We start from the raw sequence: 19,543 nt of genomic DNA on the forward strand, positions 1-19,543 counted from the left end.
AGCTTGGCTTGATGGTATGACTCGCCGACTTTTTCATTAGCCAATTAGCTTGTTCGTTTATCTGCTAACCGAAATAACTAGACAGAATAAAATTCAAGCCGCATTGCGCGGCTTGAAAGTCAAAAAAGCACACTCGCAAAATCACATCACTTAAGCATTAATATCTTCATATAACTCTTGATACATCAGCTCGCGCATTTTGAATTTCTGAATTTTTCCCGTCACTGTCATTGGATACTGATCCACAAACTTGATATAACGCGGCACTTTAAAGTAGGCGAATTTCTCGGTGAGAAAATGACGAATATCTGCCTCTGTAATCGCGGAGCCTGAGCGGACTTTAATCCAAGCACACACCTCCTCGCCGTATTTATCGCTTTGAACGCCAAAGACCGCCGCATCCTGCACATCTTTATGGGTGTAAAGTTTCTCTTCAATCTCACGGGGATAAATATTCTCGCCGCCACGAATAATCATATCTTTAATGCGCCCCACAATTTGCACATAACCTTGCTCATCCATTTGGCCAATATCGCCCGAATGTAGCCAACCTTGACTGTCTATGGTTGCCGCCGTTTTCTCAGGATCATTCCAATAACACTGCATAATGCAATAACCACGACTACAGACTTCGCCGGGTTGATTAATTGGCAGCACTTCGCCAAATTCATCGACAATTTTCACTTCGGTATGGGGTAAAGCACGGCCAACGGTGAGAACGCGTTTCTCTACGGGTGAGTCGATTTCAGTAATGTGATTGAGCGGACTGCATTCTGTCTGACCATAACCAATCAGTACTTCCTTCATATACATCAGGTTTTGTACACGTCGCATCACTTCTTCAGGACAAGTTGCCCCCGCCATCACACCGGTACGTAAGGAACTCAAATCAAAACGAGCAAACTCTGGGTGTTCCAACTCGGCAATAAACATGGTCGGTACGCCATGCAAAGCAGTGCAACGCTCTTGCTCAATCACTTGCAATGTCGTCAGTGGATCGAAGGATTCACCAGGGAACACAGCAGCTGCGCCTTTGGCTAAGCAGACTAAACTGCCAAGTACCATGCCAAAACAATGGTATAAAGGCACTGGAATACAGAGTTTATCGTGGCAGGTAAACTTCATCGCCTCAGCGACTAAATAGCCATTATTCAATATGTTATGATGTGATAAGGTCGCGCCTTTCGGGCTGCCCGTCGTGCCAGAGGTAAACTGGATATTAATCGCATCGTATGGGCTTAATTCCTTAGCAATACTCTTGAGCATTATCCTGTCAGCGGCGGTCACATCAACGGTCAAGTCATCAAAATTCAACATACCGACGGATTTCTCTGCGCCCATACGGATCACAAATTCAAGCTCAGGTACGGCTTTAGCTTGTAATTTACCCGCTGGGCAAGAAGTTAGCTCAGGCGCCAATTCATATAGCATCTCAAGATAATTGCTGGATTTAAACTTATCGGCACAAATTACCGCGCGGCAACCCACGTTACTCAGCGCATATTGCAACTCTTCAGGGCGATACGCAGGATTAATACACACCATGATGGCGCCAATTTTAGCGGTCGCATATTGGGTTAAACACCACTCGATATTGTTAGGCGACCAAATCCCTACCCTATCACCAGACTTAATACCGAGTTTTAATAGTCCTGTGGCGAGCGAATCGATTTGGGCAAGATATTGGCGGTAATTCCAGCGGATATGTTGATGGTGTACGACGACAGCTAATTGGTCGGGATACGTTGCCACAATCTCATCAAGATATTGACCTATGGTCTTCTCAACGAGTTTCGGTGATGACTCGCCTCTAAACTCGCTAACGTTGAGCGGGCTTATAACTTGGCTTGTAGGAACTGACATTAAGGCCTCCGTGCATTTATTATTATGGTTAGCGAGGTCCAAACTAACCAATCCACGGATCATGTCACAAGTAAAAAAGCACTTTATTAGACTAAAGAGTAAGACAAACTATTAGATAACAATCCATTAAAGCCCAGTGCTAACGGCTGATAAACTCAAAATGAGCACTCGACTTAGGCACATTTAAGCTTTGTAACCGCTCAACAATGGCCAGTAACACCCCTTGGCGACGCATATTTTCTAACACGCCGGGGCTAAAAACCTCGAGTCGCGTCATGGCGGTTAACAGCAACTTACATTGTGCGATACTCGCATCACGAATATAGGCAGGTTTATCGACTAAGTAACTGTTGTTATACCAATAGTCCCAAGTGAAATTAGCCAATAACCAACCTTGCGTTGTCAGGTCATTAATAAATTCCAGCATTCGCTCATGACTTAAGATCACATCACCCGCCGTAAAATCCTTAAGATATTTAGTGTATAAACCACAATCGGATGTCATTGTTGAAGTCCCCATAACACACCTCACAGGTTTTGGTTGCCTCTGCTGCCACAACTTGTACGACACCAGTCACACACCGAGATCGAATTTGACGCTTTGCCTTAGAAACGAGAATTTGCATAAGGCATACCAAATAAGATTGCTGTCAACAGGCTAAGCCACGTTATCTGAACGGAAACTTAATCAAACTCACAATATTTGATATGGGTGACGAACTGGGGTATTCGACAAAATTCAGATAAACTCAGCGGTATTGAAGCGCTTAACGGCAACTATGAGTAAAGGAAACAAGATGAACTACTGGCTTATGAAATCGGAACCCGACGAATTCAGCATAGATGATCTTAAGGCTTGCCCTAACCAAACCGAAGCTTGGCATGGGATCCGTAACTATCAGGCGCGTAACTTTATGCGCGATGAGATGCAGATTGGGGACAAGGTATTTTTTTACCATTCAAGCTGCAAAGTGCCCGGAATTGTCGGCATAGCAGAAGTCGTGACCAATGCGTATCCCGACAGCACAGCCTTCGATCCCGAATCGAAGTATTTCGACCCTAAGTCAGATCCAACCAAACCAAGATGGCTGCGAGTGGATATCCGCTTTGTCGAAAAATTTAACGAGATTATTCCCTTAAGTTTGATAAAAAGTTTACCCCAACTGGCGGACATGTATTTAGTCTCTAAGGGGTCAAGACTCAGTATCCAACCTGTGACCGCCGAACAATGGCAAGCCGTACTCATGTTAACCCGCTAGAAAGCAATCTTGAACCAGAACGTTCAGCTATAGTTCATTTAGCATCGCCTATTGTTGGCCACATCCAGCATTGGACACAACATCAACTCAATGCCCCTTAGGAGTACAGATGAATAAATTGACCTCAGTGGTAATCACAGGACTTGTCCTCAGCTTAACGATGTCCATCTCAACCTTTGCTAAAGATGACCATGAGCACCACAAAAAGGATAAAAGTCTACCGCCGGGATTACAGAAAAAAGTTGACCAAGGTCAGCCACTGCCACCCGGTTGGCAGAAAAAACTCCACCGTGGTGATGTGCTTGAGCATGATATTTATGATCGCGGCCGCATCGTAGTCCCCTTAGACAGAGATGGCATCATTAGCATTCAAGTCGAAGGTGCACTAATCAAACTCGATAATAACAGCCGTAAAATCCTCGATATCGTCAATATCATTACCGATTAACTTCCCATGGAAAAATGGCATTTATAACTGACACATTTACAACTACGCCCAGCTCTTATCTGGGCGTTGAGTACTTCTTAATACTGCTTTGATCTATCAAAAAACGTTGTCTGTAAGACAATTTATCATCCCAGTCCTCACTCAATAACGTTCTAACTTACAATAAAGCAACATATTGATATTTATCATATCTTTACTATCTGGCTATTGGTCGTAAATTGGCTAAATGCTAGACTCATGCAGGGTGAAAAGATATTGAACAGAACAAGATAAGTGTCACCTAAAAATACTCATGCGGCTAAGGCAAAATCTTAATTGAATTCATAGCATCCCGATAATGACCGTAGACTAACGCTGGATTTTTGATAATGGAAAACACCTCACTTCAACGGGTTAAGCAGGCAATTATTGCGGGGTTCTGGGCATCACTCGCCAGTATTTCTGTGGGATTTCTATTTAAACTCTGGCTAGCACAATGGGTTGCCAAAGCCGATCTAGCGCTCTATCACACAGTGATCGACATTATCTCACTGTCGCTAATCCTAATGACGGGATTTCGCTCCTCTATGGTGGTGACCTACTCCCAGACCAAGCAAGATGTGGATATCACTAATATATTCCGCTACAGCTTGATCGCTATGGTACTACTGACATGGGGCTTAGTTTTACCCTATATCAAACACAAACTTCAGCTCAATGTAGAATATTTTCAATTGGTTGGGATTATTCTGAGTATGGGGCTCAAGGTCTATTTTACCAATCAAATTGCCATGTACCGGCTATATGCCATCTCCAATAGAGTCACTTGGTTAGAGCCGCTCGCGCAAGTGACTAGCTTTTTACTATGTTTCTATGGCTTAAAACAAACCGCCATTGCATCACTCTTTTACAGCATGACACTGTCATCGCTCATTGTTGCCTTATATATGTACTTAAAACGGCGCAAAGATATTGCCACCCCGCCCTTAAGTGCGGTGCATTTTGATACGGGTTTACGCAGTTTTATGAAGAAAAGCCTGACGGCGTCCATGGAAGCGGGTGCCAGTATCTTGATGATTTACATCACCGTACTGCTGACTATTGCCTATTTCAGCATAGATGAACTGGGTGATTTCCAAGTGGTTGTGCGGCCGATGATCACTTACCTCACCCTGCTTTTTGTCTTTCCCATCTACCGTTTTGTGCTGCCCGAAGTCGCAGTGTGCGTACGAGAAAAACGCTTTGACGAAGTCCAACAAATTAAATCATGGCTGACGAAAGTTTCTTTGTGGATCAGCGGTATTTTTTTTGTCGTTATGGTCTTTGCGAGCAAGCCGTTAGTCGCTTGGTTATTCCCCGAGCAATACATTAAAGCGGCCCCAGTATTAATGCATTTCTCCATGTTTTTTATATTTATGATGCTCAATGGCTACCAGCTAGCTTATATAAAAGCTCATGGCTACTTTACTCAAAGCCTACTTATTCGCCTTGCTGGTATCGCAGTACTGGTCGGTACTTTCTACGCTTACCGCCTGTATACGGAGAATGTCGTCGCGGTGATTTTAGCCTTAGGCACAGGCTATTTGATGATGTATCTCATATCTAAACTAATTGAAAGACGCATTCAGCAAAGCCTTAACAACGGCGAAAATGCTTAAAACAATAAAGGAAATGACAGGCTTCAACTAAAAAGGCATCCCAGAGGATAGTCTGGAATGCCTTAAGAGAAGACAGCATGTCAGCTTATCATTTAGCGCCCATCGAGCATGCGACCAATACCACCAAGCACAGAGCCTTCACCGCGATCACTTCCTCCTGCCGATGGAGCATGGGCGATAATGCGGTCCGCCATTCGTGAGAATGGCAAGCTTTGTAGCCAAACCGTCCCGTGGCCTCTGAGTGTGGCTAAAAACAAACCTTCCCCGCCAAAGACCATAGACTTTAATGAGCCTGCGCGCTCTATGTCGTAATCAATCCCTGAGGTAAATGCAACAAGACAACCGGTGTCAACTCTTAAGGTTTCACCTTTTAGTTCTTTTTTCACTAAGGTGCCGCCCGCATGGATAAACGCCATACCATCGCCCTGTAGACTTTGCAGAATAAACCCTTCACCACCAAAAAATCCCGTACCTAAGCGGCGATTAAATTTCATCGTCACGCGTGTACCTAAAGCCGCAGCCAAAAAACTGTCTTTCTGACAGATAAGCTCACCACCATGTTCGGCCAAGTCGATCGCTAGGATAGTGCCTGGATAAGGGGCAGCAAAGGCGACTTTACGTTTTTGGTTGCCTTGGTTGGTAAAGTGAGTCATAAAAATGCTCTCACCCGTCAATGCCCGTTTACCCGCGCCCACCAACTTGCCAAAAAAGCCTGACTCAGGCTCAGAGCCATCGCCCATTTTGGCCTCAAAGCTAATATCTTGCTCTAGGTAATTCATCGCGCCCGCTTCAGCGACCACGGTTTCGTTAGGATCGAGTTCCACTTCAACCAACTGCATACTGTGGCCAATAATTTCATAATCCACTTCATGACAACGTCTAGACATACTGTTCCCCTTAACTGTCAGTTCCTTGTTACTATCCTTTAGATTGACCCCGATGGACGGCTCTTTACCTATCGCAGCTCAATTTCACTCTTCATCTCGACCTTAATCTAGATCTAAGCTCAGTCTGAATTTAGGCCTTATTTTAACTCTCCATCTAAACCTTCATCTGACCTAGGCATTAATCTATGACATAAAATGTCAAAATGCGATTATTTTATGCGGTAACTTGTATCAAAAGATGACAAGTGAAGACTTATCAACCTAAACCCACGCCATTAAACTGCTCAGCCTTAGCAAACTCCTCTAATATCAACTCGGTAAAAAGTTGTCCCGCACGGCCTAACGGACGCTCTAAGGTCGAGACGAGCTGTGGAATAAACGTAAAACGACTGCCACCGACGAAGTCGATTTCAACTAATTCGCCTTTAGCTAACTCTTCTTGCACTAAAAAGTCCGGCAACCAGCCAAAACCTAAACCTTTTAACAAAGCGTTCTTTTTCATGATAAAGCCAGAAAGATAAAACACTTTATCGCCGCCAAATTGCATTTCATCGCGGTAACTTTTATTGGGTGAAGAGTCTTCGATAGTTAATTCCACATGTTGCTGCAGCTCAGACAAACTAATTTCGCGAATAAAAGATAAAGGATGCGAAGCACTGGCCACCAGTACGCTAGTAATTGCAGGCAACGGCTGCGGATGATAATAGGGGCCAGTGCGATAATCTTTCACTAACATCAAGTCAGCATTATCACGCTCGAATCTGTGTTGTACACCGCCTAAAAACTCCATATTCAGCTGAATTTTAGTGGGGATCTGATGTTCAGCCATACGCTTTAAGGCCGTCATGATAGGCTCCATCGGTAAGGCACCGTCTATCACTAGCTCTAGCTTTGGCTCCCAGCCTTCACTGAAACGACTGGCAAGATGTTCAATGTTTGCAAGGTGTTGCAGTAACCTTTGTCCCTCGGCCAAAATCACGCGGCCCTCTTGCGTCAGCTCAGCACGATATTGCTCACGGCTAAAAAGCGGCACGCCTAAGTGCTCTTCTAACTTTTTAACTTGATAACTCACCGCCGATTGCGCTTTGTGTAATCGCTCCGCCGCCTTGGCAAAACTGCCCTCTTCCACCAGCACTTGCAGCACATTAAAAGCATCAATATCGATGCGCATGGTCACTCCTTGGCTCTAATGAACATGTCACGGAAACACTACGATTCGTAAAGATTAGAATACCATCTAATTTTTAGATTGAGATAACGGATTTATTATTCTTTTTTTTGTTCATTCAAGCAACTAAATTGATAACAAGATCACACTAATGCAACTTGCAGCATAACGACCAGCGATGTAGGTAATCCTGCAACGCAATATTGAAGGAATAACCATGCCATTTTATGTGAAACAAGGCCAGATTCCCCATAAGCGCCATATCGCATTTGAAAAGAAAAACGGCGAGCTTTACCGTGAAGAACTGTTCTCAACCCATGGTTTTTCCAATATTTATTCCAATAAATATCACCACAACATGCCAACCAAAGCATTGGAAGTGGCGCCCTACAGCCTAGGCCATGGTGCCAATTGGGAAGACTCCCTGGTCCAAAACTATAAACTCGATTCCCGCGACGCCGACCGTGAAGGTAATTTTTTCAGCGCCCGTAACAAGATTTTTTATAACAATGACTTAGCACTGTATACCGCCAAAGTCACCGCCGATACCGACGAGTTTTACCGTAACGCCTATGCCGATGAAGTGGTTTTTGTCCACGAAGGCGAAGGCACACTCTACAGCGAGTACGGCACGATTAAGGTCCAAAAGTGGGACTATCTCGTGATCCCACGTGGCACCACTTATCAGCTTAAATTCAACGATTACAGCAATGTGCGACTTTTCGCCATCGAGTCATTCTCTATGGTGGAAGTGCCTAAGCATTTCCGTAACGAGTATGGTCAGCTATTAGAATCAGCACCTTACTGCGAGCGCGATTTGCGCGTACCTACATTGCAAGATGCTGTGGTTGAGCGCGGCGCCTTCCCCTTAGTGTGTAAGTTTGGCGATAAATACCAACTCACCACTCTTGAATGGCATCCCTTTGATTTAGTCGGTTGGGATGGCTGTGTTTACCCTTGGGCATTCAACATCACAGAATACGCACCAAAGGTAGGCAAAATCCATCTACCTCCTTCTGATCACTTAGTCTTTACCGCCCATAACTTTGTGATTTGTAACTTCGTGCCGCGCCCCTACGATTTCCACCCGAAATCGATTCCGGCGCCTTATTACCACAACAACATAGATAGCGACGAAGTCTTGTATTACGTCGATGGCGACTTTATGAGCCGCACGGGCATTGAAGCGGGTTACATGACCTTACATCAAAAAGGTGTAGCCCACGGACCACAACCGGGCCGCACTGAAGCCTCTATTGGCAAAAAAGAAACCTATGAATATGCAGTGATGGTGGACACGTTCGCCCCACTGAAATTAACCGAACATGTACAAAATTGCATGAGCAAAGACTACAACCGCTCTTGGCTAGAAGACTAGCCCCAAGCCACCAGCACTCCCATGCGGGAGTCATTAGAGTGACGGCGTGTTGCACTAAAATAATGAGGAAAACATCATGGCAAGCGAACTAAATCCACTGGGCTTATTAGGTATCGAATTCACGGAATTCGCCAGCCCTGATACTGATTTTATGCACAAAGTCTTTATCGACTTTGGTTTTTCACTGCTGAAAAAAGCCAAGAACAAAGACATCCTGTACTACAAACAGAATGACATTAACTTTTTGCTCAACACTGAGCGCGAAGGTTTCTCAGCTAAATTTGCTAAATCCCACGGCCCAGCCATTTGTTCTATGGGCTGGCGGGTAGAAGATGCCGGCTTTGCCTATCGCGTTGCCGTTGAACGTGGTGCAAAACCCGCCGATGATGCCAACAAAGATCTGCCTTATCCTGCGATTTACGGCATTGGCGACAGCTTAATTTATTTCATCGACACCTTTGGCGCAGGTAACAATATCTATGCCGCTGATTTTGAAGATTTAGACGAGCAAGTCATCACCCAAGAAAAAGGCTTTATCGAGGTCGATCACTTAACCAACAACGTCTACAAAGGCACAATGGAACATTGGGCTAACTTCTATAAAAACATTTTTGGTTTTACGGAAGTGCGCTACTTTGACATCAGCGGCGTACAAACCGCGCTAGTGTCCTACGCCCTGCGCTCGCCCGATGGCAGCTTCTGTATCCCGATTAACGAAGGTAAAGGCAGCGATAAGAACCAAATCGATGAATACCTGAAGGAATACAATGGCCCAGGTGTGCAACATTTAGCCTTTAGAAGCCGCGATATCGTAAAATCGCTGGATGCGATGGAAGGCAGCTCAATCCAATGCCTAGACATCATCCCTGAATACTACGACACTATTTTCGATAAGTTACCGCAGGTCACAGAGAATCGTGAGCGCATCAAACATCACCAAATTTTGGTGGATGGTGATGATACAGGCTATTTATTGCAGATATTTACCAAAAACCTGTTCGGACCGATTTTTATCGAAATCATCCAACGCAAAAATAACTTAGGTTTTGGCGAAGGCAACTTTACTGCCCTGTTTGAATCAATTGAACGGGACCAAATGCGCCGCGGCGTACTGTAAATTGTCATCCAACTAATAAAAAACGGTACGCACTGCGTACCGTTTTTCTTTCTACGAATATCTATATCGTCATCTAAATCACTATCAGCTTTGACACCAATCACTCGGCTTTAACTTTCCTGCGCTAGTCCACATCGATAGGTTTGATAACTTTACAAGGGTTCCCCGCCGCCACACAGTTCGCCGGAATGCTCTTATTCACTACACTACCAGCACCAATGACACAATTATCACCAATGGTCACACCGGGCAGTACAGAGACGTTTCCGCCTAGCCAAACATTATTGCCGATTTGAATTGGCGCGCCGTATTCCGTCGTTTGCCGCGCGATAGGATTAATAGGATGCGTTGCGGTAGAAATCATCACATGGGGACCAAACATCACATTATCGCCAATCGAGACGGAGCAAACATCTAATATGGTTAGATTATGATTGGCGTAAAATTGTTTACCAATATGGATGTTATAGCCGTAATCGCAAAAGAAATTAGGCTCAATATGGGCACAGTGTTGAATATCAAGCAGGCCACGAAGATGCTCCATTCGGGCATCAAGTAAAGTCGGTTCGGCCAGATTAAACTGATGACAAATGGATTTCGCCCGCATCCGCTCAGCCAATAACTCATCATCCCAAGCCTTATAGGGCTGGCCCGCCAACATTTTTTGTTTCTCAGTCATCGTATTGTCAACATTCCGTCAATGATGACCTAACCCTAACAATCGATTGATGAAAGTTCAAGAACTGCCTCATATGCTCTTGAATGAACTACCCGTCTTGCTGACAGAACATTTAGCTAACAGCCAATGTGAGTCACATTCAAGCATTCAATCTCAATCGAGACAAAGGTCATTGCCTTTGTTCGTCATCACAATAGAGTTCTGCAAATAAATACACTAGACACAAACTGTTCAGCGGCATGACAGGATTTGTCCAAATCATCCGGCTGTGACGCCCTGCTTCACCGAAGATTTCAAGCAATAAATCCGAAGCCCCATCGAGTGCTTTAGGATGTTCAAAGCAAGATTGATGCACATTTAGCACCCCTTCCAAGCGGTAAATTTGTTTTATCCGCGAAAGCTCACCGCAAGCCTGTTTCAATTGGGCAATGGCATTTAGGGTAGCAAGACGACAGGCAGCGTAGCCTTCGCTCACAGTATGATCGGCGCCCAATTGTCCTTGATACTGAAGCTCGCCCTCTAAATAGGGAAACTGACCCGAGGTCATTAACTGACTGCCAACAATTGAATGGGGTTCATAATTTCCAAGAGCCGCAGCAACCTCAGGTAGTTCAAGCCCTGCCGCCACTAGCCGCGATTCAGGTGTGATCATCATAATGTCACCCCCTGAGATGAGGCATTCGCAGGATTAAGCAGCGGGGCTAACCAGGTCGTCAAATGCTGAGGATTGACTGTCAGCCAGTTCGCAGCGGCCTCATCTTCCGTCATTCCTTGTCGATTAACCGCATAATCGAGTTCTGCAACCATTTGATTCGATAATACTATGTTATCAAGTACCTGAATTTGTGCTGGCGAGAAATTAACCGCTAACTCGTGTTCACGGGCGAGCAATACCGCTTTATCTTTTCCCCCGAGTAAACCTTTAGAGTCCTGAAGATCGCGAATGCCGTATTGATGATGTAAAAATTGTGGATGCCACAAAGGAACGATCACCCAATCGTTTACCGCCACAGCAGACTCAAAAGCGGCGACACAGTCGGCCTGAGTGCCTGTTCTAAATTGATAACCTGCCGCCGTTAATCCATATTGCGTCATGATATTTTTAGAAAATCGCGTGATCCCCGCCCCCTCACCAATCCCTTGAATGATGGGCCGCATACGTTGCCGCACGTCAGGTTTGAGTAAATCCTCAATGCTCGACACTTGCTCAGCAGGCACATAATCGGGGACGCCCCAGAGCGCATAGGGCTCATAATGTAGCCCGAGTTGCCGCGTAGCAACTCGCTCTTCGACACCTTGTCGATAAATCCCGTGGCTATGGGGCAGCCATGCTGAACACAGCATATCCACTTTGCCTTCACCTAGCTGCTCAAAATTAGCCTCGTGCAATGCATAGCTTCGTTGCACCTCTTTGCCCATAATCCCTATCACATGGGCCACCACAGCGGCGGTGACACGATGAAAACTTAAGTCCGTCACTCCCATGCGAATCATCGGCTTACCCTGTGAGCTCTCCATATTTGTACTCGTACTCAATGAATTCATACCTATCACACCTCGAGGAAATAATGCCAATGATGCCAAACTGCCCAATCCCAGCGTTTGCAATAATTGCCTTCTGAAGACATTAATCTCCGCCATGTTCAGGCTCCTTGGTGTCTAAAATAGTGAGCCTATCCATCACAATTCCAACGATGGCGTTGTCCTTTGCATAGGGGAATATCATCTCTACTTTGATGCCATTCGGATCTTCAAGAAACAACTGATGCTCACCAATTTCAGGCACAATTCGTTCCTGAAAAATCATCCTCTGCTGGCATAAATGCTGCTGCATCTGGTGTAAATCCGTACCACGAAACGACAAATGGTCAACACGTCCCGAGCCATAAATATTTCTGCTTTCCCCTAAGTAGGCCTCTAGCGCCTGATCGCCCGCTTCCACCAAATGCAAAATGGGCTTATTTGAGGCATAAAGCCAATGTCCAGGAAAACCAAACTGTGGCCGCCAACCTAATTTCAATCCAAGGATGACTTGATAAAACAACAGCGTTTCAACCAGTTTGGGCGTTCTGATGGTAAAGTGATCCAATCCGATAATGTTCATATTGTCATCCTCTGGATGTCGTGACTCAGTGACTCGGTATAACCAAGTGCAAATCCAAACCGTTTTAATCCGCAAAAATCGTGTGAATAAATTCAGTTAAGATAAGCACTTGGCGTAAGGTTATAAAATTAATTGATGAGATTAATTGTTCGAATTAATTACCACGAACGCCCGCAGCCAACGGCTTAAAACGGAAAATATAATAAGGTGGACTGTTTTCAGCTTTGCCATTGTTTAATGGCGCCGATAACGGTAATTGCGCAGCCCCAGAGTACAAATAACCTTGCTTGCCATAACTCACACCGTCGGGCCAAACCATACGTTCATCATGGACATAAGTGCGATACTGGCGAGAATCAGCAGGGATCACACCAATGGCCCGCTCTCCCACTTCCGTTAGATACAAATTATTCGCTTCATCAATACTTAAGCCACCGTTGTCGGGCTTATCGGCATAAGCCTCCACTTTGGCAGAGAGTGCCGCAGGCGTTAACGAAGGATTGATGAGATCTGTCATCCGCACACGGTAAACTTTGTCTTTATTCATCGGGGCAAAGTAGAGCCATGTTTGGGTTTTATCTAAAGCAATGCCATCGGCACCCACATAGACTTCAATCTGCTTTCTACCTTTTGAGTCCTTATCGATAATCAGTGGCCGCTGTAAGTCTGGCATCACACTGTTATCACCCTGTAATAGTCGCCGACTTTTCCCTGTATTTAAGTCCACAACCACCAGCGCAGCCTTTTCACCAATGGGACCCGTGCCAATCCCCTCATCAGCAATTACAATCGCTTGATGTCGAGATGAGATAACAAAGTCATTATGTTGTGACTCAGGAAGAGAGACTGGCGCGGGCAAATGAATAATGCGATCTAATTGGTTTTTCTTGGTATCCCACGCCACTAATTTAGGCTCAATACGTGGCGCCTGCTGACCAGAGTCTAATAGCCAAACTCTGTCTTGATCGTCGGTTCGCAGCCCCAACACCCAATTAAGGCAAGTGTCAGGTTCTTTCGCTTTGCCCTGCGGATCATGGCATTGCTGCCAATCCGAATTAGGAAATGGCTTAGTACTACCATCCGCTAAAAGCTCTGCCACCTTAATGTTAGGTTGATAGAAAGGGTGATAACTGAAAATCAATCGTTCATCTGATGTGAAAGTAATACCGCCCACAGCCCCATCAAGTTCGGCAAAGACTTCCATTTTTGCCAGCGGCTCAGTCTGTGTCGCCCATGAGTGAGAACACAACAAACTGCTTGCCAGTAGAGTAAAAGCCTTTGATAACATTGGGTATGTAATGCGCGTAGATAATATGGTCATCTTCATTCCTCCTAACGTGGGCCAGCTAAAAGCGTTAAACTTGCTTCGCCTAATCTATGCTGCCAAAGATAGAATCCCACCAAAGCGGGTGTTGATCCCTTGTCTATCGGCAACTGCGCCACATCCAAAGCATGCACTGTCCATACATAACTGTGTTCACGTCCCTCTGGTGGACAAGGTCCAAAGAATCCAGGTTTACCTAAATCGGTATTAGCTTCAATGGCACCACTGGGTAGCGCTCCGCCATTCACACCACCTGCGAGAGTCGACACCTGTGCCGGAATGTCATACACAACACGGTGCCAAAAACCACTGCCAGTAGGCGCATCTTTGTCATATAAAGTGACAGCAAAGCTCTTGGTACCGGCAGGTACATTTTGCCAAGTTAAACGCGGCGCAATATTTTCGCCCGAACAACCAAATTGATTCCAATAATACTCAGGAGGGAACCTTGAATTATCAGCTAAATTACTTTCGAGACTAAACACAGTGGCACTGTCGTCAGCCATAACGTAATTAATACTGGCGGCCAAAGCGACCGTCACCAAGAGAGTATTTTTAAAAGAGGAGAAATAAGGCGATTTCATAATATGCTAAACCCATTTTGAACTGTCCTAAAACAGTCATTAACCATTGATTTGAGAATGTGGGTTAGCATATCAATCAAATTATGATTGATAAGGCGCATTTGGTTGATATGAGTTTCAAAAAATATTGGATAATCTCAACATGCTTCTCAGTTATTTTTAGGTTATGGTACTTTCAGCAAAAATAATGCAAAAAAGTAACAGCCAAACGACTAAGATATGTTCGTAACACAATAATATAACGAGGATTCGCTATGATTAAAGCGGCTTATCAACCTTGGTTTCCCGTGAACAGAAACCTAAAGCCACACCCGAACCTGAGTTGCAGATTAGACCATTTATCTTTAACCATACTGTGGCAGGAACTTGATAACGATGCATTCACGATGGAATTATATTTCCCTACGATATCAGGAATACAAGTAATTGATGAGTCAAGTTATCAAACCTTCTTAGATAACATAAGTGATATTCAACATCATGATAAAAGCAATACGCCATTCCCTATTGATTCAGATTTAAATATCACGAATCAATCCAATACCGATTATTTTTCTTTACCTTGGCCAATATGGAAGTCGGTAAAAAATGCACGCCGTCCTTATTATGGTGAATTAGGCGAACATATTTACCAAGACCTATACAGTTATTATATGGTGGGCGCCGATAGTGTCTACTTGATCGATACTGATGTAGAACCTACAGTCAATGTCTTATCTTGTAAACTATGAGGTTAATCGCTGTTAACCGAACAACTGCAGAATTAATCACAATGGGGTTAGTGAGCATATTGTTAATAATAACTACAATATGCTTTTTGCGTGAAATATCGCCAGCCAACACAACCGATTACATTTAAAGAGAGCAAGTTCAAAATAAGCAGATTGGCTAAATCCGCCGTTTTCATTACACTATCGACCTTCTCATCTTCACCCAAGAATGACCAAACCATGCCTGATTTTGCCTTACTCGCTGTGTTTATCCCGACTTTTTTCTTTGTTTCTATCACGCCGGGCATGTGCATGACACTCGCCATGACCCTGGGCATGAGTATAGGTGTGCGCCGCACCCTGTGGATGATGCTGGGTGAACTGGTAGGCGTGGCGTTGGTGGCGACAGCCGCCGTGATGGGCGTGGCCAGTATCATGCTCAACTATCCCGAAGTCTTTCAAATCTTCAAATGGGTTGGCGGAATTTATTTAGGCTTTATCGGCGTACAGATGTGGCGCGCGCGCGGCAAGATGGCCATATTAAGTGATGATGACACTAACCCCAGAGCCAGCAATTTTACCTTGATCTCCCAAGGCTTTATTACCGCCATTGCCAATCCAAAAGGTTGGGCATTTATGGTGTCGCTACTACCCCCTTTTATCAATGCCGAGCGCGACGTCGCGCCGCAGCTCCTCGCCTTACTGAGCATTATCATGGTGACCGAATTTACCTCTATGCTCGCCTACGCCAGTGGTGGCAAAAGCCTGCGCATCTTCTTGAGCCGTGGCGATAATATTAGCTGGTTAAACCGCATTGCAGGCAGCCTAATGATAGGCGTAGGAGTTTGGTTAGCCATGAGCTAACGGTTTGAACTAACCGCTTAAATGTAACCCGTTCTACCTAAAATGAGCCCAATAAAGTCCCGTTAACTCGGTCTTTATGAAGGCGCTTTTTTGTAGGGCAACACATCCTGCATCTGCACCATATATTGCTGCATTTGCAGTGTTTCTTGCTCAACAAAGTCGGCAATCGCCGCCTTAAATCCCAAATGGGCGATGTTATGGTAGGAATACATTGCTACGGGTTCAAAGCCACGCAGCACCTTATGTTCCCCCTGTGCGCCCGCATCAAACACTTGAAACTCATGTTCAATACAATATTGAATACCTTGATAATAACAGGCCTCAAAATGTAAACCGTCAAGCTCAACCGTCGTCCCCCAATAACGACCATATAAGCATTTCTGCCCTCGGGTATTCTCACCTTTTAAATACAAGGCGCCAGCGACCATCTCGCCCTTTGCATCTTCAACCACCAACAGTAGGACTTGCGCAGCGAGTTGTGCCCCCAACTGCTGAAAAAAGGTTGGCGTTAAATAGCCGCGATGACCGGAGCGCTTAAGGTAAGTTAATTGATAACATTGGATAAAAGTCTGCCATTGCGAAGCGGTGATCTGCTCCCCTTCGACAAACTGAAACTTAAGATTAAAAGGCTGTAACTGCGCCCGCTCCTTCAAGATATTTTTACGCTTACGGGAACTAAAGCCCGCCAGAAAATCATTAAAATCCCGATAACTGCGATTATGCCAATGGAACTGAGTGCCTAAGCGTTTTAACAGCGAATTTGGCAAACTTTCAAATAACGGCATTTGTGTTGGGGTAACAAACAGGCTGTGCCATGAGGAAATCGGGGTATTGCCCTGCTCTGGCTCATTAAGAATAGCTTCCTTAGGTACGAGATTATCCTGTGCTGATATTAGTCGGCGATTAAATGTCATCAGCAGTAATGCCGCCACGCGCAGTTGCTCGGCGCGCTCTACTGCGGGATGAATGCCCATCCGTTGACCTTGCACTGGGGTAAAAGGGATCGCATTCACCCATTTGGGATAGTAATCGAGCCCATGGCGCTCATAGGCTTCGGCCCACGCCCAATCGAACACATACTCACCGTAGGAATGGGATTTTTGGTACAAGGGCATGACGGCAATAAGTGGGAACTGATTGAAGTGCTTAGCCGTTTGCACACTGATAAACCCTCCTTCAGCCAAAGGCGACAAGCTTTTATCCTTACTGTCGACATCATTTAATGTGTCACCCGCATCGAACACGCATAAATGTCGAGGCGTCCAACCGGTTGCAGTGCAGGCGGAGCGGCTTTGCTCGAGTGCCAACAGAAACTCATGGCGACAAAAGGGATTCGCCTCACCCATGGCGGCATTCCACGCACTGGTCGAAATATCCGACATTGAGCTCGCAAAAGCCAAAATAAGCTGTCTCATTGGGTAAATTATCGTCCTTTACTGGTGTGAACAAGTATACGAGGTTGCAATTAAGCCTAATTCTCGGCACATTGCATAGCCATAATTAAAATAAATTCAGGATTGAGTATGCGTCCAACAAGACCTTTTAGACCTCTTATTCTCGCCATTGCGATGGCGCTTCCCTTACTATCATCTCCCAGTCTGCTTGCCGATGAATCGCCAATTTTCAGCCAGATGGCCACCGCACAACCTGTGTGGGCTAAACATGGCATGGTCGCAAGCCAAGAAGCTCTCGCCAGTCGCACCGGCGTTGAGATCCTAAAGCAAGGCGGAAATGCGGTTGACGCCGCCGTGGCTGTCGCCTTCAGTTTGGCAGTCACCTTACCCCGTGCTGGCAATATCGGCGGCGGTGGTTTTATGCTGGTGCATATTGCCAAAGAAAACAAAACCATCGCTATCGATTATCGCGAAATGGCGCCGTCTAAAGCCAAGAAAAACATTTTCCTCGACGAAAATGGCGATGCAGTTGAAAAACTAAGCCGCGAACACGGTCTTGCCGTGGGTGTGCCAGGTACTGTGATGGGCATGAGCTTAGCCCTTGAAAAATATGGCACTATGACTCTCGCCCAAGTTACGGCACCCGCGATTAAAATGGCGCAGGAAGGCATTAGCGTAACGCCAGATCTTGCCCAATCCCTTGCAGGCCTAAAACGCCGCATGGCCCAATGGCCAACCACGGCCGCTATCTTCTACAAAGCCGACGGCAGTGACTATCAAGTGGATGATATTCTTAAACAACCTGAACTTGCCCATTCGTTAAGTCTTATCGCAGAAAAAGGCACCAAAGGATTCTACGAAGGTGAAACCGCCACTAAGCTCATCAATGCGGTGAAAGATGCTGGCGGCATTATGACCTTAGACGACCTTAAAAATTATAAGGTTGTGGAACGTGAACCCGTGCGCGGTGAATACCGCGGTTACGAGATTGTGTCTATGCCACCGCCATCATCGGGCGGCGTGCACATCATCGAAATGCTCAACGTATTGCAGCAATTCCCGATAGACAAACTCGGCCACAATACCGCCCAGACGATTCATCTGATGGCGGAAACCATGAAGTACGCCTATAGCGATCGCAGCGAATACTTAGGCGATCCCGACTTTTATAAGGTGCCCGTCAGAGCCTTAACCAGTAAGGACTACGCCCAAAAAATCGCCAGCCAAATTGCGATGAATAAGGCAACACCGAGTGCTGAAATCAAGCCCGGCAAGCTCGCGCCCTATGAGAGCGATCAAACCACTCACTTCTCGGTAGTCGATAAATGGGGTAATGCAGTTTCAAATACTTACACCTTAAACTTCAGCTACGGCTCAGGTTTAGTGGCGAAGGGAACAGGGATTCTGCTCAATAACGAGATGGATGATTTCTCTGCCAAACCCGGCGTGCCAAACGGCTACGGTTTAGTAGGTGGTGATGCCAATGCGGTCGAGGGCAATAAACGCCCACTCAGCTCAATGAGCCCAACAATAGTGATGAAGGATGGCAAACCCTTCCTCGTCACTGGCAGTCCAGGTGGTTCGCGCATTATCACCACCACACTGCAGATCATCATGAATGTTATTGATCATGGATTAAACATTGCCGAAGCCAGTAATGCGGCGCGGGTTCATCATCAATGGCAACCCGATGAATTGCGAGTCGAGTCCAGCTTTAATCGCGATACCATTTCCCTGCTCGAAGCCAAAGGACACAAAGTGAAAGTACAATCCGCTATGGGCAGTACGCAATCAATCATGGTGACCGAACAAGGAATTTTTGGTGCGTCTGATCCACGCCACTCGGGTAGCGAAGCTATCGGCTACTAGCATCTCCATGACCCCCTGTGTCAGGATTGTTGTCACCCCTTAAAATCATCCAATAATTAAATAAAGGGGGCGGTCAATGAGAGCTCAATGGAACGATATTCACCTGAACGTAAAGACGCTGTCTTAAAGAAATTATTACCTCCCCACAATATGACGGTCACGGAAGTGGCTCGCAGTGAGGGGATCTCCTACCAAACCCTGTATCATTGGCGAGATAAAGCCAAAAAAGAGGGTCGCCCTGTGCCAGGTAAAACATTA

The 19,543-nt window shown here is 45.6% G+C and carries 20 protein-coding genes; 9 read left to right on the forward strand and 11 right to left on the reverse strand.

From position 1 onward, the window contains the following. Window positions 1-150: 150 nt before the first annotated feature. On the reverse strand, window positions 151-1,863 hold the full coding sequence (locus L5M18_RS06790; RefSeq protein ID WP_263196337.1) for an AMP-binding protein: 1,713 nt from the start codon (window positions 1,861-1,863) through the stop codon (window positions 151-153). Window positions 1,864-2,002: 139 nt separating this feature from the next. Further along, window positions 2,003-2,383, reverse strand: a complete 381-nt coding sequence (locus tag L5M18_RS06795) for a DUF6508 domain-containing protein (protein WP_168827411.1) — start codon at window positions 2,381-2,383, stop codon at window positions 2,003-2,005. A 277-nt stretch (window positions 2,384-2,660) separates the two neighbouring features. On the opposite strand from L5M18_RS06795, the gene L5M18_RS06800 reads away from it, so the two are divergent. The 3 genes from L5M18_RS06800 to L5M18_RS06810 all read left to right on the forward strand — a co-directional run bounded on the left by L5M18_RS06800 (window position 2,661) and on the right by L5M18_RS06810 (window position 5,207). Continuing rightward, a complete protein-coding gene (locus tag L5M18_RS06800) occupies window positions 2,661-3,122 on the forward strand; it encodes an EVE domain-containing protein (protein ID WP_105252186.1) in 462 nt (153 codons plus the stop codon). 109 nt (window positions 3,123-3,231) lie between these two features. Beyond that, a complete protein-coding gene (locus tag L5M18_RS06805; RefSeq protein WP_168827409.1) occupies window positions 3,232-3,570 on the forward strand; it encodes a hypothetical protein in 339 nt (112 codons plus the stop codon). 368 nt (window positions 3,571-3,938) lie between these two features. Further along, complete coding sequence (locus L5M18_RS06810; RefSeq protein ID WP_219255603.1) at window positions 3,939-5,207, forward strand: hypothetical protein; 1,269 nt, start codon at window positions 3,939-3,941, stop codon at window positions 5,205-5,207. 92 nt (window positions 5,208-5,299) lie between these two features. Here L5M18_RS06810 and L5M18_RS06815 read toward each other — a convergent pair whose 3' ends face one another. Both L5M18_RS06815 and L5M18_RS06820 read right to left on the reverse strand, forming a co-directional pair. Further along, entirely contained in the window at window positions 5,300-6,094 is a 795-nt protein-coding gene (locus tag L5M18_RS06815; protein ID WP_263196339.1) for a TIGR00266 family protein, read from the reverse strand. A 256-nt stretch (window positions 6,095-6,350) separates the two neighbouring features. Further along, window positions 6,351-7,265, reverse strand: a complete 915-nt coding sequence (locus tag L5M18_RS06820; protein ID WP_028759592.1) for a LysR family transcriptional regulator — start codon at window positions 7,263-7,265, stop codon at window positions 6,351-6,353. A 214-nt stretch (window positions 7,266-7,479) separates the two neighbouring features. On the opposite strand from L5M18_RS06820, the gene L5M18_RS06825 reads away from it, so the two are divergent. Together L5M18_RS06825 and hppD are read left to right on the forward strand one after the other, a co-directional pair. Further along, window positions 7,480-8,640 carry a homogentisate 1,2-dioxygenase gene (locus L5M18_RS06825; RefSeq protein ID WP_263196341.1) on the forward strand — a complete coding sequence of 387 codons (1,161 nt, stop codon included), beginning with the start codon at window positions 7,480-7,482 and terminating at the stop codon, window positions 8,638-8,640. A gap of 76 nt (window positions 8,641-8,716) precedes the next feature. Then, window positions 8,717-9,757 (forward strand): 4-hydroxyphenylpyruvate dioxygenase, encoded by a 1,041-nt coding sequence (gene hppD / locus L5M18_RS06830; protein WP_263196343.1) that lies wholly within the window; start codon window positions 8,717-8,719, stop codon window positions 9,755-9,757. Between the two features lie 124 nt (window positions 9,758-9,881). On the opposite strand, the gene L5M18_RS06835 is transcribed toward hppD, so the two are convergent. The 6 genes from L5M18_RS06835 to L5M18_RS06860 all read right to left on the reverse strand — a co-directional run bounded on the left by L5M18_RS06835 (window position 9,882) and on the right by L5M18_RS06860 (window position 14,448). Beyond that, window positions 9,882-10,436: a sugar O-acetyltransferase gene (locus tag L5M18_RS06835; protein ID WP_131525027.1), complete on the reverse strand. Its 555-nt coding sequence runs from the start codon at window positions 10,434-10,436 to the stop codon at window positions 9,882-9,884. A 169-nt stretch (window positions 10,437-10,605) separates the two neighbouring features. Further along, window positions 10,606-11,091, reverse strand: coding sequence for an Atu1372/SO_1960 family protein (locus L5M18_RS06840; RefSeq protein WP_263196345.1), 486 nt, complete (start codon window positions 11,089-11,091; stop codon window positions 10,606-10,608). Then, window positions 11,088-12,077 carry a glycine betaine ABC transporter substrate-binding protein gene (locus L5M18_RS06845; RefSeq protein WP_263196347.1) on the reverse strand — a complete coding sequence of 330 codons (990 nt, stop codon included), beginning with the start codon at window positions 12,075-12,077 and terminating at the stop codon, window positions 11,088-11,090. Before L5M18_RS06845 ends, L5M18_RS06840 begins: the two co-directional genes overlap by 4 nt. After that, window positions 12,064-12,540 carry a VOC family protein gene (locus L5M18_RS06850; protein ID WP_263196349.1) on the reverse strand — a complete coding sequence of 159 codons (477 nt, stop codon included), beginning with the start codon at window positions 12,538-12,540 and terminating at the stop codon, window positions 12,064-12,066. The genes L5M18_RS06845 and L5M18_RS06850 overlap by 14 nt, the downstream gene beginning before the upstream one ends. Before the next feature lie 154 nt (window positions 12,541-12,694). Continuing rightward, window positions 12,695-13,861, reverse strand: coding sequence for a major royal jelly family protein (locus L5M18_RS06855; RefSeq protein WP_263196351.1), 1,167 nt, complete (start codon window positions 13,859-13,861; stop codon window positions 12,695-12,697). 11 nt (window positions 13,862-13,872) lie between these two features. Continuing rightward, a complete protein-coding gene (locus L5M18_RS06860; protein ID WP_263196352.1) occupies window positions 13,873-14,448 on the reverse strand; it encodes a YbhB/YbcL family Raf kinase inhibitor-like protein in 576 nt (191 codons plus the stop codon). A 254-nt stretch (window positions 14,449-14,702) separates the two neighbouring features. Between L5M18_RS06860 and L5M18_RS06865 the strand changes: the two genes are divergently transcribed. Together L5M18_RS06865 and L5M18_RS06870 are read left to right on the forward strand one after the other, a co-directional pair. Beyond that, a complete protein-coding gene (locus L5M18_RS06865) occupies window positions 14,703-15,179 on the forward strand; it encodes a hypothetical protein (RefSeq protein WP_263196353.1) in 477 nt (158 codons plus the stop codon). A gap of 219 nt (window positions 15,180-15,398) precedes the next feature. Next, on the forward strand, window positions 15,399-16,022 hold the full coding sequence (locus L5M18_RS06870; protein ID WP_263196354.1) for a LysE family translocator: 624 nt from the start codon (window positions 15,399-15,401) through the stop codon (window positions 16,020-16,022). Window positions 16,023-16,096: 74 nt separating this feature from the next. On the opposite strand, the gene L5M18_RS06875 is transcribed toward L5M18_RS06870, so the two are convergent. Further along, window positions 16,097-17,437: a GNAT family N-acetyltransferase gene (locus L5M18_RS06875; RefSeq protein ID WP_263196355.1), complete on the reverse strand. Its 1,341-nt coding sequence runs from the start codon at window positions 17,435-17,437 to the stop codon at window positions 16,097-16,099. A gap of 108 nt (window positions 17,438-17,545) precedes the next feature. On the opposite strand from L5M18_RS06875, the gene ggt reads away from it, so the two are divergent. Both ggt and L5M18_RS06885 read left to right on the forward strand, forming a co-directional pair. After that, window positions 17,546-19,285: a gamma-glutamyltransferase gene (gene ggt / locus L5M18_RS06880; RefSeq protein WP_263196357.1), complete on the forward strand. Its 1,740-nt coding sequence runs from the start codon at window positions 17,546-17,548 to the stop codon at window positions 19,283-19,285. Window positions 19,286-19,372: 87 nt separating this feature from the next. Continuing rightward, the coding region (locus tag L5M18_RS06885) for a transposase (protein ID WP_263190459.1) at window positions 19,373-19,543 on the forward strand (171 nt) is incomplete at its 3' end.

Origin of the sequence: Shewanella sp. SM20 (assembly GCF_025654545.1) — a bacterium.
Lineage (GTDB): Bacteria > Pseudomonadota > Gammaproteobacteria > Enterobacterales > Shewanellaceae > Shewanella > Shewanella oncorhynchi.

Excerpts from the sequence above, each read along its gene's own strand:
- L5M18_RS06790 (WP_263196337.1), bottom strand. The coding sequence starts at position 1,863 with ATGTCAGTTCCTACAAGCCAAGTTATAAGCCCGCTCAACGTTAGCGAG.
- L5M18_RS06795 (WP_168827411.1), bottom strand. The coding sequence starts at position 2,383 with ATGGGGACTTCAACAATGACATCCGATTGTGGTTTATACACTAAATAT.
- L5M18_RS06800 (WP_105252186.1), top strand. The coding sequence starts at position 2,661 with ATGAACTACTGGCTTATGAAATCGGAACCCGACGAATTCAGCATAGAT.
- L5M18_RS06805 (WP_168827409.1), top strand. The coding sequence starts at position 3,232 with ATGAATAAATTGACCTCAGTGGTAATCACAGGACTTGTCCTCAGCTTA.
- L5M18_RS06810 (WP_219255603.1), top strand. The coding sequence starts at position 3,939 with ATGGAAAACACCTCACTTCAACGGGTTAAGCAGGCAATTATTGCGGGG.
- L5M18_RS06815 (WP_263196339.1), bottom strand. The coding sequence starts at position 6,094 with ATGTCTAGACGTTGTCATGAAGTGGATTATGAAATTATTGGCCACAGT.
- L5M18_RS06820 (WP_028759592.1), bottom strand. The coding sequence starts at position 7,265 with ATGCGCATCGATATTGATGCTTTTAATGTGCTGCAAGTGCTGGTGGAA.
- L5M18_RS06825 (WP_263196341.1), top strand. The coding sequence starts at position 7,480 with ATGCCATTTTATGTGAAACAAGGCCAGATTCCCCATAAGCGCCATATC.
- hppD (WP_263196343.1), top strand. The coding sequence starts at position 8,717 with ATGGCAAGCGAACTAAATCCACTGGGCTTATTAGGTATCGAATTCACG.
- L5M18_RS06835 (WP_131525027.1), bottom strand. The coding sequence starts at position 10,436 with ATGACTGAGAAACAAAAAATGTTGGCGGGCCAGCCCTATAAGGCTTGG.
- L5M18_RS06840 (WP_263196345.1), bottom strand. The coding sequence starts at position 11,091 with ATGATGATCACACCTGAATCGCGGCTAGTGGCGGCAGGGCTTGAACTA.
- L5M18_RS06845 (WP_263196347.1), bottom strand. The coding sequence starts at position 12,077 with ATGGCGGAGATTAATGTCTTCAGAAGGCAATTATTGCAAACGCTGGGA.
- L5M18_RS06850 (WP_263196349.1), bottom strand. The coding sequence starts at position 12,540 with ATGAACATTATCGGATTGGATCACTTTACCATCAGAACGCCCAAACTG.
- L5M18_RS06855 (WP_263196351.1), bottom strand. The coding sequence starts at position 13,861 with ATGACCATATTATCTACGCGCATTACATACCCAATGTTATCAAAGGCT.
- L5M18_RS06860 (WP_263196352.1), bottom strand. The coding sequence starts at position 14,448 with ATGAAATCGCCTTATTTCTCCTCTTTTAAAAATACTCTCTTGGTGACG.
- L5M18_RS06865 (WP_263196353.1), top strand. The coding sequence starts at position 14,703 with ATGATTAAAGCGGCTTATCAACCTTGGTTTCCCGTGAACAGAAACCTA.
- L5M18_RS06870 (WP_263196354.1), top strand. The coding sequence starts at position 15,399 with ATGCCTGATTTTGCCTTACTCGCTGTGTTTATCCCGACTTTTTTCTTT.
- L5M18_RS06875 (WP_263196355.1), bottom strand. The coding sequence starts at position 17,437 with ATGAGACAGCTTATTTTGGCTTTTGCGAGCTCAATGTCGGATATTTCG.
- ggt (WP_263196357.1), top strand. The coding sequence starts at position 17,546 with ATGCGTCCAACAAGACCTTTTAGACCTCTTATTCTCGCCATTGCGATG.